Raw genomic sequence first — 11,998 nt, 5'->3', positions numbered from 1 at the left:
CTCATTGCCGGAGACCGAGGTCCGGCAGGACGTGCGGCCACCGGAGCCCGGCATTTCCTTCGAACCGGACGCCGGGCCCGTGGCAGGGCCCCGGCCGGAGGCCGCACTCGAACCCGAAGCAGGCGCCGCGGCCGGACCCGATCCGGACGGCGAACCGGGTTCCGGGCTCGTCGTCGAACCCTCGTACGACCCCGCCGCTCCGGCTCCGCTGAACGTGGACCGCACTCCCACCGGCAACGCCGACGTCGATGCCCAGCTCGATCGGCTGGCCGATGCCGACCACCTCGCCACGGACGGACATGTCGAGGTGTACGAGGATGTACACGGGGGGCTGCGCGACGCGCTCACCGCGCTCGACGCCCGCCCGGGACCTCCGGCGCCCCCCGCACCGTACGACCGCAGGAGCTGAACCGAACGTGGCAGGAGTGGCACGCCGCCGTCTCGACGCCGAGCTGGTCCGCCGGAAGCTCGCGCGTTCGCGCGAGCACGCCAGCCAGCTGATCGCCGCCGGGCGGGTCACCGTCGGCAAGACCGTCGCGACCAAGCCGGCCACACAGGTGGAGACCGCGGCCGCCATCGTCGTCGTCCAGGACGACAGCGATCCCGACTACGTGTCGCGGGGCGGCCACAAACTCGCTGGTGCCCTGGCGGCCTTCGTGCCCCAGGGGCTGAAGGTCGAGGGCAGACGCGCGCTGGACGCCGGAGCGTCCACCGGAGGCTTCACCGACGTGCTGCTGCGCGCGGGCGCCGCCCATGTCGTCGCTGTGGACGTCGGTTACGGACAACTTGCCTGGTCTCTTCAGAGCGATGAACGCGTCACCGTCAAGGACCGTACGAACGTACGCGAGTTGACGTTGGAGGCGATCGATGGGGAGCCCGTGGATCTTGTCGTCGGCGATCTGTCCTTCATCCCGCTCGGACTGGTGCTGCCCGCCCTGGTGCGGTGCGCGGCGCCGGATGCCGACCTGGTGATGATGGTGAAGCCGCAGTTCGAGGTGGGGAAGGAACGGCTGGGGAGCGGCGGCGTCGTACGCAGCCCCGAACTGCGCGCGGAGACCGTGCGCGCAGTGGCCGAACGAGCCCGGGAACTGGGGCTCGGAGTGCAGGGTGTGACCGCAAGCCCGTTGCCCGGACCCTCGGGCAACGTCGAGTACTTTCTGTGGCTGCGTGCCGGGGCACCCGAACTCGACCCGGCCGACGTTGACCGTGCAGTGGCGGAGGGGCCGCGTTGACACAGACCCGAGCTCGTACTGTTTTCCTGCTGGCCCACACCGGGCGGCCGGCAGCCATCCGCAGCGCCGAGTTGGTCGTCCAGGGGCTGTTGCGCTCCGGGATCGGCGTACGGGTGCTGGAGGCCGAGGCGGCCGATCTGCCGCTGCCGGGCGAGGTGGAGCTGGTCAAGGAGGCGACTCCACAGTGCCTCGACGGCTGCGAACTGCTGATCGTGCTGGGCGGTGACGGCACGCTGCTGCGCGGCGCCGAGTTCGCCCGCGCCTCCGGGGTGCCGATGCTCGGCGTCAACCTCGGCCGCGTCGGTTTCCTCGCGGAGGCCGAGCGCGACGACCTCGACAAGGTGGTCGACCGGGTCGTCACCAAGGCGTACGAGGTCGAGGAGCGCATGACCGTCGATGTCGTCGTGCACCAGAACGGCGCCATCGTGCACACCGACTGGGCGCTGAACGAGGCCGCCGTGCAGAAGGTGTCCGCCGAGAAGCTCCTCGAAGTGGTGCTGGAGATCGACGGGCGGCCGGTGACGGGCTTCGGCTGCGACGGCATCGTCTGCGCGACCCCGACCGGCTCGACGGCGTACGCCTTCTCCGCGGGCGGGCCCGTGGTGTGGCCCGAGGTCGAAGCGCTGCTCATGGTGCCGATCAGCGCGCACGCGCTGTTCGCCAAGCCGTTGGTGACGTCGCCGGACTCCGTGCTCGCGGTGGAGGTGCTGCCGCACATCCCGCCGGGTGTGCTGTGGTGCGACGGGCGGCGGACCGTGGAGCTGCCGCCGGGGGCGCGGGTGGAGGTGCGGCGGGGGGCTGTGCCGGTGAGGCTGGCCCGGCTGCACCATGCGTCGTTCACCGATCGTTTGGTGGCGAAGTTCGCCTTGCCGGTTTCCGGGTGGCGCGGGGCGCCGCATTAGACGTACGACGGCTTGTACTTCAGCCCACTCCCGCGGGTGACAACGGCCTCTTTGTGGGGCCTTGTCACCTGCGCCTTCGCGGCGGCGGGGCGGGGCCCGTCGCACACCCGGGCCCCGACCTCGTAAGGTCGTGTCCGTGTTGGAGGAGATGCGGATACGGTCGCTCGGAGTCATCGACGACGCGGTCGTCGAGCTGTCGCCCGGCTTCACCGCCGTGACCGGTGAGACCGGTGCGGGCAAGACGATGGTGGTCACCAGCCTCGGGCTGCTGCTGGGCGGGCGCGCGGACCCGGCCCTCGTACGGATCGGCGCCAAGAACGCCGTCGTGGAGGGGCGGATCGCCGTACCCACGGGCGGGACGGCCGTCGTACGGGCCGAGGAGGCCGGAGCCGAGCTCGACGACGGGGCGCTGCTGATCAGCCGTACCGTATCGGCAGAGGGACGGTCGCGGGCGCACCTGGGCGGGCGTTCCGTGCCGGTGGGTGTGCTCGCCGAGCTCGCCGACGAGCTTGTCGCCGTGCACGGGCAGACCGACCAGCAGGGGCTGCTCAAGTTGTCCCGGCAACGGCAGGCGCTCGACCGGTACGCGGGCGACGCGGTCGCCGTGCCGCTCGCCAAGTACGCGGGCGCCTACCGGCGGCTGCGTGCCATCTCGGCCGAGCTGGACGAGATCACCACGCGCGCGCGTGAACGGGCCCAGGAAGCCGACATGCTGCGCTTCGGGCTCGACGAGATCGCGGCGGTCGAGCCGCGGGCGGGCGAGGACGTGGAGCTGGCCGCCGAGGCCGAGCGCCTCGGCCACGCCGAGGCGCTCGCGTCGGCCGCCACGGCCGCGCACGCCGCGCTCGCGGGCAATCCCGAGGACCCGGAGGGCATCGACGCCACGACGCTCGTCGCGGGGGCGCACCGGGCTCTGGAGGCCGTGCGGTCGCACGACTCCGCATTGGCCGCGCTGTCCGGGCGGATCGGGGAGATCGGGATTCTGCTGGGCGACGTGGCGGGCGAATTGGCGGGATACGCCGACGACCTCGACGCCGATCCCCTGCGGCTCGCGGCGGTCGAGGAGCGCCGGGCCTCGCTCACCCAGCTGACCCGGAAGTACGGCGAGGACATCGACGCCGTACTGGCCTGGGCCGAGCAGGGCGCCGCACGGCTCACCGAGCTCGACGGCGACGACGAGCGGATCGACGAGCTGACCGCCGAGCGGGACGCGCTGCGGACCGAACTGGGCGGACTCGCCCAGGCGTTGACGGATGCCCGCACGGAGGCCGCCGAGCGGTTCGCCGCCGCCGTGACCGCCGAGCTGGCCTCGCTCGCCATGCCGCACGCGCGCGTGTCGTTCGAGATCCGGCAGACCGACGACCCGGAGGGTGTGGAGGTCGGCGGGCGCACGGTCGCGTACGGGCCCGCCGGCGTCGACGAGGTCGAGCTGCTGCTCGCCCCGCATCCCGGAGCGCCGCCGCGGCCGATCGCCAAGGGGGCCTCGGGCGGTGAGCTGTCGCGCGTGATGCTCGCGGTGGAGGTCGTGTTCGCGGGTACGGATCCTGTGCCGACGTACTTGTTCGACGAGGTCGATGCGGGGGTCGGCGGCAAGGCAGCGGTCGAGATCGGGCGGCGGTTGGCGCGGCTCGCGAAGACCGCGCAGGTGGTCGTGGTGACGCATCTGCCGCAGGTAGCCGCGTTCGCCGACCGGCAGTTGCTCGTCGAGAAGACCAACGACGGGTCGGTGACCCGGTCCGGGGTCAAGGTCCTTCAGGGCGAGGACCGGATCCGTGAACTGTCCCGGATGCTTGCGGGGCAGGAGGACTCGGAGACGGCTCGGGCGCATGCGGAGGAGTTGTTGGCCACCGCTCGGGCCGACGGGTAGCCGTCGGAGGGCCATCTTCTTCGCCGCTCTGCGCCGGAGCTTGGACCGCTCTGCGGTGTGGCTTGGACCGCTCTGCGGTGTGGCTTGGACCGCTCTGCGGTCCGGGTCTGCGGCGGGTTTCCCGCCCGCTCACCCCTGTCGACCGCTCCGCTGTCCCCGTGTCCGGCCCGCTCTGCGGGCCCTTAGGGTTCCGGGATGAGCATCTTTGTGGGTCGGGGCGCTGCTTTCAGCACGGCTGCGGCGGCCACCCGAGCGGGAATCGCCGCCCTGCGTTCCAAGGCGCCGGGCGGGCCCACCCGTTGGGAGCGCAAGAACTTCGCCGGGCGCACCGCCGAGCTGTACGCGGGCCCCGCGGCGGCCCTGGGAGCGGCGCTCGGGGCCGCGCGGGTCCGGCCTGCCGCCGCGTTCGCGGTTGCGGCCGCCGGTGCGTGTGGCGCGTACGACGATGTCGTGGGCGTGGATGACCCCCGGCGTGGGTTCCGGGCGCACCTGGGGGCATGCAGTTCCTCGCCCATCTGCCCCTCGACATCGGCGTGTTCGCGGTGTTCGTTTGCCAGAACGACCCCGGCCTGTGTGACGACCGGGACGCCACGGCCGGTGCCAACCGCGCCTTCCTGCTCAACGACGACCTCTCCCCGGCCGCTGTTCCCGCCGAGGGCACGACACGGCTCGGCGCGGTCGCCGCTCTGCGCGTCCATCCCGCTGGTACACCGACTGAAGCGCCAGTGCTGGGCCGGCTGGGCGGTGAACCTGACTGGATCCAGGACGATGAGACCCCCGACTGTCCTTCCTGCGCCGACCGCATGGCGTTCACAGCCGAACTCGAAGAGGGCTATGAATTCGCCACCAAGGCAAACTTTGGCGGCGGGGGCCGCGGTTGCATTTTCAGCTGCCAGCCCTGTGGTGAGGCCGCGTTCCTCTGGCAGTGTTGAACACTGCCCCAAGGGTCATGAACGAAGCCATAGCCGGATCGCCGCGACGGTGACGGTGCCCTGAAAGACATACGCGCGCTTGTCGAACCGCGTAGGAAGCGCATCGCAGGTAGATCCGCGAACGTCGAAAGAATCTTGCTTCGCGTGTGACTGTGCCCAGTGTTTGAGGTCAGCCGTGCCCTGGTGCCGGATCCGTCTGCGACACCGCATAACCGGCCACGGAGGGCCACCGAACTGTCAACACGACTGATTCTTCCTCGGCGAACCAGGAGTGATCGATTCCGTGCCCCCACACGACGTAGTCACCCTGCTGTTCCAAGAGGACACTGCGGCCGCGGAATTCAACGCGGAAGCGCCCGCTGATGAGGACCAGGAGCGCTGTTCGTTCCTCGCCCGTCACCCACTCCGCTCGCTCATCACCGCACGGGTGAACGCCCCATTTGATCTCCACGGCCGAACTGTGCCGAGGGTCGCCAGCACCTTTGAAGTGCCCCAGGAGCCAACCCCGGTCGAGCGCTGCGTCCTTGCCGGCGTTCCCCACGTACACGCTGTCATTCACGCCCCCGGACACTAGCAGCGGGCTGCGTGAGCATGATCAACCCATCCGCGACGGATACCAGGAATCCTTCTGAGCGGGCCCGAGGCGCCGCGCGAGTCGCTCAGCACTCTTTGGCCCCATCCGCCTTGGGAAACTTGGCTGTCTGGCGTGCGACCGCCCGAGCCCACCTCTCGTCGTGGCGTCTCGTCACCGGGGCACCTCACGCGCTTCCCGAATGATCTCGCGGCTCGTGGCGATGTCCTCGGCGACGCCAGCGGCCACGAGTGCGGCGCCTGGGGTGTGCCCGGAGCCGACGTAGCGCCAGTGCCGTTCGGTGACTGCGTCGGGAATGTCGTCGTGACCCACATGACGAGCGCGTTCGGCGCGTAGCGCCTGGTCGAGCCGGAGAGGTGGACCGGGTGGGCACAGCCTCCCGTGGCGACGATCTGGTCGAGCCGACGGGCGAACTTCGGATCTTGGGCGATGCGTATGGCGTCTCGGTCTGCTTCGGAGAGCTGACGCAGGCGCGCCGCGCGGTCGAGGGCGGCGCGCCTGTCAGCCGAGGTGAACTCGGTTGTGATGGTGGTGGCCTTCCAGGGTGGGTCGCCGAAGCGGCAGGGGTGATGGTTGGTGGCGCGCTATCGGCCATGGGGATCGCTCCTTACGTGGTTGGGCGTGGTGTGGGAGTTCAGCGGATGGTTCCGGTGCCCCGGCAGACGCGGCAGCGCCGACGCCGCCCGGTCCAGGTGGTACGGGCGCCCTCGCCCTTGCAGTTGGGGCACCTCACGCGGTTCATGGGCATGACGTACGTCCTTCCTGCTTAGAAGTGGGAGAAGCCGCTGAGCACCCAGGTGAGGAAGCCGTTGATCGTGAGGCTGACCGGGGTCTGGCCGAGGTACATGCCGAAGAGGGCGATGCAGACGGCCTCCCAGGCGCGTACGTCCCGGGATCGCACGAGGAGGAGAGTGATGATTCCGAAGACCACCACGAGGGACACGGCTGTACCTGCGCTGATCACTCCGAGCCCCCTTCGAGTGCCGCGAGAGCGCGGTCTATGGCGGGCAGTTCCGGGGTCATGGCCGCGTACTTCCTGGCCGTGGCCGTCGCCTCTTCGGCCGACGTGAGGTGCGACCGGGCTCGGCTCCAGCCGCCCTCAGGTCCGGTGCAGACGGCCACGCCTTTCTCGTCCTGGGTGATCGACTGAGCGACGACGACGGCGTCCTTGTTGAGGTCGCCCAGGGTCATTTCTGCCGTGCCGGGGTCGTTGACTCGGTGGCAGATACGGCCGCCGAGTTGGGCCCTCAGTGCGGCGACGCCGGGGCCGAGATCGGAGCCGACGCGCTGTCCGGCAACAACCAGGTGCATGCCGAGCGCGGCGCCGAGTTGGGCCAGGCGCAGGAGGAGCGTGGAGCACTGTTCCGCTTCCGCCTTGCTCTCTCGCCTGCCGTCGGACAGGTACAGCTCCGCGAGTTCGGCGACGATCACGACGACGGGTATCGGACGCAGCTTGTCGGGCAGTTCCCAGATGGATCGGACCCCTGCCGTGCGGCAGGCGCGCATGCGGTCTTGCATGTCGAGGACGAGCGCTGTGAGGACCGCGACCGCTTCGCGCCTGCATGTCGTGAGGGCGCTCAGCCGCCCGGCGAACAGGCCGAGTTCCATGCCGCCCATGCGGCCGATGCCGATCAAGGCGACCCGTTGTGGTGCGAGTTGAGTGATCAGCCGGGCCAGCAGGGTGGACTTGCCGGAGCGCGTGGCGCCCGCGATGAGCCAGTGCGGCACGAGCCGCAGGTCCATGACCCAGGCGCCGCCGTCCTCCAGTACGCCGATGAGTGCGGACAGGAGTGCGGCAGGCGCCGAGGCTAAGCCGGGCCGAGCCAGCGGGTCACTGGCGGTTGCGGTCAGAAGCACGAGGCCGCGCTCCGGCGAGGTGACGCGTACCGCGTGCACCTTCCAAGCGTGCACAAGCGCATCCGCTGCCTTCATGTAAGGTCGCCGGGGTCTGGCCGGCATGCAGGCGCACGGTCGCGCTCAGCCCCATGTGAGTAGCCCGCGGGAACGAGATCCGGGGAGCGACCGGCCGCAGCGGATCGCCCTTGACGACCAGGTCCCTGAGGAGCCCCCGAGGCGGACGCCGCGACACCGCAAGGTCGTTGAGCATCGCGACCTTGCGCCAGGTGAACATCACCCGGCAGGCAGCGACCGGATACCCGGCGATGTACCAGTGCCAGGCCGGACGATGCCGCCGTAGTTGGTCACCGATGACGAGCACCCATGCCAGCACGGCGAGCCCGAAGGCGAGCGCGATCGGGCCCATCACGTACCACCGGTCCTGGTCGGTGCGTGAGTGCTGGGCACGGGCGTGATCGCGTCCGCACGGAAGCTGATTCCGTGGCGGTCGCCCATGGCCCAGGAGAACGCGGTCAGTCCGGTGACCTTGAGCAGCATCCCTTCCTCGATGCCCTTCGGCTGACCGGCCACCGCGATCTCGATCGCCGACCGTCCTGTCGCACCGTGACGGCCACGGTGTAGATCGTGTTGCCGTCGCGGGGCGTGACGTGCTCGCCGAGCGGGCCAAGCTGTCGGAGGACAGGCTCACCCTGCTCGATGAGATCCTGCCGGTGCTCGCCGACACCGGCATCCTGGACGAGGACGTGGGCACGCTGCTGCGCGAGAGGATCGGCATGGACCGTCTCCGTGCCGCGCACGCCGGGGCCACCGTGCGGCTGCCGACGGCACGCCACCGCCTCCCTGATCGTCGGCAAACTGTCCGCCTCCTCCCGGCAGAACGCCCTCGCGGCCGCGCTGAAGGAATACGGGGCCATCCGGCGCACCATCCACGCCGCGCGATATCTGTCGGACGAGTCCTACCGCCGCAAGATCGCCCGCCAGTTGACCAAGGGCGAGTCCCTCCACGCGCTGCGCCGGCAGCTCCACTACGCCCGTGAGGGAAAGGTCACCCGCCGCCAGCCCGAACAGCAGAACGAGCAGGCCTGGTGCCTGACCGTCCAGACGAACGCGGTCATCTGCTGGCACACCGCCTACCTCGGTCTGGCCGTGGCCGAACTGCGCAGAGCCGGCCGCGAGGTCGGCGACGAGGTCCTGGCACACCTCTCCCCGGCCCGCAGTTCGGCGGTCAACTACTACGGCTCCATCACGGTCGACTACGACCGCGAACTCGCCCAGCTCGACGAGCACGGCCACCGGCCGCTGCGCACCGCCGGCGACACCACTGCCCGGGCGTGAGGAGCACCCGGAACCATGGCGGCGCGGGGCGCGTTTCTTGTTCCGGACGAAATCATGGCGAGACCATATGAATTGGCGGGCCGTCAGCCGATCTGCCGGACCCGCCGGAGACTAGAGGGGGAAGGCCGGCATGACGCAGGGGTGGAAGATCACGGTCATCGTGCTGGCGGCGGCGGGGATCCTCTCCACGCCGCTGATCTGGCTGCTGAACAGTCCCGGTGCGGGAGCCCTGGCCGGGGCCTCCATCCAGGCCGCCGTCGGCATCGCGGCCCTGGTCTGGGCCCTGTTCCAGCATCCGGCCCCCGACGGACCCACCGACAGGGCCACCCGAACAGGTGAGGCCAGCCGCGGCGGCCTTACCGGCATCAGGCGGCCGGGCGGTCGGGGACGTGGCTCGGCCACCGCCACACGGACGGGAGACGCCGACGGCAAGGGCTCCGTCTCCGGCATCGACTACTCGAACTAGGACCCGCACACCCATGGCCAAAGCATCATCACGCAAGGCACGGGACAAGGAGCCCGAGCCGTCGGTGACCGTGGCGGACACCGGCAACGCCGAAGCTGTCGGCGACGCCACGGCCGTGAGCGGCTATCGCGGCCCGGCCCCGGAAACCGGCCACGTTTCCCCCGCCCCGGTACGCCTGTCCCACACCGGGAACGCGACCGCCACCCACGGCGCAACCGCCATCAGCGGCTACGTCGGCACACTGACCGTGCAGCAGCGCCCGCCACAGGAACCGGCCCCCTGGCCGCACCAGGTCGGTGTCATCCCGCCCGCAGCGCGCTCCTACCAGCACCGCGCCGAGACGGACCGGCTGCACGCGACAGCTGACGGCGGCACCACCGTGCTGACCCAGCTGCTGACCGGCATGGGCGGGGTCGGCAAGACCCAGCTCGCCGCCGACTACGCCCGCACTGCCTGGAACGACACCAGCACGACCGGCGGCCTGGACGTCCTGGTGTGGGTCACCGCGAGCGCACGCTCCCCCATCGTGACCGGCTACGCCCAGGCCGGCGTCGAGCTGTGCCGGGCCGACCCGGGCGATGTGGAGCAGGCCGCCCGCTCCTTCCTGGCCTGGCTCACCCCCAAGGCCGCAGCGAAGCCGTGCCGGTGGCTGATCGTCCTGGACGATCTCGCCGACCCCGACGACCTGAAAGGCCTGTGGCCACCCGACAGCCCCCACGGCCGCACCCTGGTCACCACCCGCCGCCGGGACGCCGCCCTCACCGGCCGCGGCCGCCACACGGTCGAGGTCGGCCTGTTCACCACGGACGAATCCCTCACCTACCTCACCACCTCCCTGGCAGCCCACGGCCGCGACGAATCCGCCGATGAGCTGGCCGCCCTGGCAGGGGATCTCGGATATCTGCCCCTGGCTCTCGCCCAGGCCGCCGCCTACCTCATCGACTCCGGCGACGATGTGGCCACCTACCGCAACCTGCTGGCCGACCGCGCCACCACCCTCGTCGTCATCGCCCCCGACGCCCTGCCCGACGACCAGGCCCTCCCCCTGGCCGCCGCCTGGTCGCTGTCCATCGACCGCGCCGACACCCTGCGCCCGGCCAGCCTGGCCCGCCCCATGCTCCAACTAACCGCCCTCCTCGATGCCAACGGCATCCCCGAGACCGTCCTGACCAGCCAGCCCGCCCTGGCCCATCTCACCGCACACCGCACCAGCCCGGGCCCGGCTGAGGAACCGGCCCCGATCACCTCGCGGGACGCAGTACACGCCCTGCAGGCGCTACACCGGCTCAGCCTCATCGACCACACCCCCACCACACCAAGCCAGGCCGTCCGCGTCCACCAGCTCATCCAGCGCGCCACCCGCGACACCCTCACCCCCCACCAGCACGACCAGACCGCCCTCACCGCCGCAGACGCCCTGGTCGCTGCCTGGCCCGAGGTCGAACGCGACACCGCCCTCGCCCAAGCCCTGCGCGCCAACACCACTGCCCTCATCAAGCGCGCTGAGGACGCCCTGTACCGACCCAGCGCACATGCGGTGCTGTATCGCACAGGCACCAGCCTCAGCGAAGCCAGCCAGGTCACCGCAGCCCGCGACTACTACGAACACCTCACTCAAACCGCCCGGCACCATCTCGGCCCCGACCACCCCGACACCCTCAAGGCCCGACACAAGCTCGCCCGGTCGCGGGGCGAGGCGGGGGATGCGGCGGGGGCCGCGACCGCGTTCGCCGAGTTGCTGGACGACTGCCTGCGAGTGCTCGGCCCCGACCACCCCGACACTCTCGGCGCCCGGAATGGTCTTGCCCGGTCGCGGGGCGAGGCGGGGGATGCGGCGGGGGCCGCGACCGCGTTCGCCGAGTTGCTGGACGACTGCCTGCGAGTGCTAGGCCCCGACCACCCCAATACCCTCACCACCCGGAGCAACCTGGCCCACGGGCTGGGGGAGATGGGGGATGCGGCGGGGGCCGCGGCCGCCTTCGCCGAGCTGCTGGACGACCGGGTACGGGTGTTCGGACCCGACCACCCCGACACCCTCACCACCCGGCACAAACTCGCCGAGCGACGGGGGAAGGCGGGGGATGCGGCGGGGGCCGCGGCCGCGACTGCCGAGTTGCTGGATGACTGCCTGCGGGTGCTCGGCCCCGACCACCCCGACACCTTCAGGGTCCGGGGCGATCTGGCCTACTGGCGAGGGCAGACGGGGGATGCGGCCGGGGCCGCGGCCGCGACCGCCGAGCTGCTGGATGACCGGCTCCGAGTGCTTGCCCCCGACCACCCCGACACCCTCACCGCCCGGCACAACCTTGCCTACTGGCAGGGCCAGGCGGGGGATGCGGCGGGGGCCGCGGCCGCCTTCGCCGAGCTGCTGGACGACTGCCTGCGGGTGCTCGGCCCCGACCACCCTTACACCCTCGATGCCCGGCACGATCTCGCCCAGTCGCGCGGCCAGGCGGGGGATGCGGCGGGGGCCGCGGCCGCCTTCGCCGAGCTGCTGGACGACCGGGTACGGGTGCTCGGCCCCGACCACCCCGACACCCTCAAGGCCCGGGGCGACCTCGCCTACTGGCGGGGACGGACGGCAAAAGACGGCAGGGCGTCGGGTAACGATCGTTCATGAGACACGAAGATCACTGTCAATGTCCGATGTCGCCTGCACTGGTGAGCTGGGGGTCCGCTACCGAGTGCAGGGGACTATGAACTCTCGGGCGTCCCGAAGTGGCTCGCGCTGCGGGTCGGCTTGGCCGTAGTCGTGTGCACGACGAGTGTTCCACTTCCAAGGAAGTGGAACAGGGCTCCCGACGCCCCGTCAGAA

General features: G+C 71.0%; 11 protein-coding genes and 3 pseudogenes. 9 read left to right on the top strand and 5 right to left on the bottom strand.

Translation table 11 applies throughout. The features are described 5' to 3' along the window. The first annotated feature begins 79 nt into the window (after window positions 1-79). From OG390_RS11470 to OG390_RS11445, 6 genes and pseudogenes are all read left to right on the top strand, one after another. The gene (locus tag OG390_RS11470; protein ID WP_406177612.1) at window positions 80-409 is read left to right on the top strand and encodes a hypothetical protein; all 330 of its coding nucleotides are present in this window, start codon (window positions 80-82) and stop codon (window positions 407-409) included. A 7-nt stretch (window positions 410-416) separates the two neighbouring features. Then, window positions 417-1,232 carry a TlyA family RNA methyltransferase gene (locus OG390_RS11465; RefSeq protein WP_399088889.1) on the top strand — a complete coding sequence of 272 codons (816 nt, stop codon included), beginning with the start codon at window positions 417-419 and terminating at the stop codon, window positions 1,230-1,232. Next, entirely contained in the window at window positions 1,229-2,134 is a 906-nt protein-coding gene (locus OG390_RS11460) for an NAD kinase (protein WP_406167190.1), read from the top strand. The genes OG390_RS11465 and OG390_RS11460 overlap by 4 nt, the downstream gene beginning before the upstream one ends. Window positions 2,135-2,282: 148 nt before the next feature. Beyond that, window positions 2,283-4,001 carry a DNA repair protein RecN gene (gene recN / locus OG390_RS11455; protein WP_399088917.1) on the top strand — a complete coding sequence of 573 codons (1,719 nt, stop codon included), beginning with the start codon at window positions 2,283-2,285 and terminating at the stop codon, window positions 3,999-4,001. Window positions 4,002-4,196: 195 nt separating this feature from the next. Continuing rightward, window positions 4,197-4,499: pseudogene (locus OG390_RS11450) on the top strand (hypothetical protein); the annotation flags it as partial. After that, a complete protein-coding gene (locus OG390_RS11445) occupies window positions 4,499-4,933 on the top strand; it encodes a hypothetical protein (RefSeq protein WP_406178363.1) in 435 nt (144 codons plus the stop codon). The pseudogene OG390_RS11450 and the gene OG390_RS11445, both read left to right, overlap by 1 nt. Before the next feature lie 169 nt (window positions 4,934-5,102). Here OG390_RS11445 and OG390_RS11440 read toward each other — a convergent pair whose 3' ends face one another. The 5 genes and pseudogenes from OG390_RS11440 to OG390_RS11420 form a co-directional block, all read right to left on the bottom strand. Further along, the gene (locus tag OG390_RS11440) at window positions 5,103-5,492 is read right to left on the bottom strand and encodes a signal peptidase I (RefSeq protein ID WP_189191429.1); all 390 of its coding nucleotides are present in this window, start codon (window positions 5,490-5,492) and stop codon (window positions 5,103-5,105) included. Between the two features lie 186 nt (window positions 5,493-5,678). Beyond that, complete coding sequence (locus OG390_RS11435) at window positions 5,679-5,837, bottom strand: hypothetical protein (RefSeq protein ID WP_406167188.1); 159 nt, start codon at window positions 5,835-5,837, stop codon at window positions 5,679-5,681. Between the two features lie 454 nt (window positions 5,838-6,291). Next, window positions 6,292-6,489, bottom strand: coding sequence for a hypothetical protein (locus OG390_RS11430; RefSeq protein WP_189191427.1), 198 nt, complete (start codon window positions 6,487-6,489; stop codon window positions 6,292-6,294). Beyond that, window positions 6,486-7,788, bottom strand: a pseudogene (locus OG390_RS11425) (FtsK/SpoIIIE domain-containing protein). Before OG390_RS11425 ends, OG390_RS11430 begins: the two are co-directional and overlap by 4 nt. Continuing rightward, window positions 7,788-8,020: pseudogene (locus OG390_RS11420) on the bottom strand (hypothetical protein); the annotation flags it as partial. The pseudogenes OG390_RS11425 and OG390_RS11420, both read right to left, overlap by 1 nt. Before the next feature lie 148 nt (window positions 8,021-8,168). Between OG390_RS11420 and OG390_RS11415 the strand changes: the two are divergent. The 3 genes from OG390_RS11415 to fxsT all read left to right on the top strand — a co-directional run bounded on the left by OG390_RS11415 (window position 8,169) and on the right by fxsT (window position 11,803). Continuing rightward, a complete protein-coding gene (locus OG390_RS11415; protein WP_406167186.1) occupies window positions 8,169-8,717 on the top strand; it encodes a Tn3 family transposase in 549 nt (182 codons plus the stop codon). A gap of 130 nt (window positions 8,718-8,847) precedes the next feature. After that, window positions 8,848-9,183 (top strand): hypothetical protein, encoded by a 336-nt coding sequence (locus OG390_RS11410; protein WP_406167184.1) that lies wholly within the window; start codon window positions 8,848-8,850, stop codon window positions 9,181-9,183. 13 nt (window positions 9,184-9,196) lie between these two features. Further along, window positions 9,197-11,803, top strand: a complete 2,607-nt coding sequence (gene fxsT, locus OG390_RS11405; protein WP_406167182.1) for an FxSxx-COOH system tetratricopeptide repeat protein — start codon at window positions 9,197-9,199, stop codon at window positions 11,801-11,803. Window positions 11,804-11,998 lie beyond the last annotated feature (195 nt).

The sequence above is a fragment of the Streptomyces sp. NBC_00996 genome (assembly GCF_045162675.1).
GTDB lineage: Bacteria > Actinomycetota > Actinomycetes > Streptomycetales > Streptomycetaceae > Streptomyces.
This window is presented reverse-complemented; position numbering and strand designations above follow the sequence as displayed.

Bases quoted from the DNA above. Each gene is read 5' to 3' on its own strand.
- recN (WP_399088917.1), top strand. From the start codon at position 2,283: ATGCGGATACGGTCGCTCGGAGTCATCGACGACGCGGTCGTCGAGCTG.
- OG390_RS11445 (WP_406178363.1), top strand. From the start codon at position 4,499: ATGCAGTTCCTCGCCCATCTGCCCCTCGACATCGGCGTGTTCGCGGTG.
- OG390_RS11410 (WP_406167184.1), top strand. From the start codon at position 8,848: ATGACGCAGGGGTGGAAGATCACGGTCATCGTGCTGGCGGCGGCGGGG.
- fxsT (WP_406167182.1), top strand. From the start codon at position 9,197: ATGGCCAAAGCATCATCACGCAAGGCACGGGACAAGGAGCCCGAGCCG.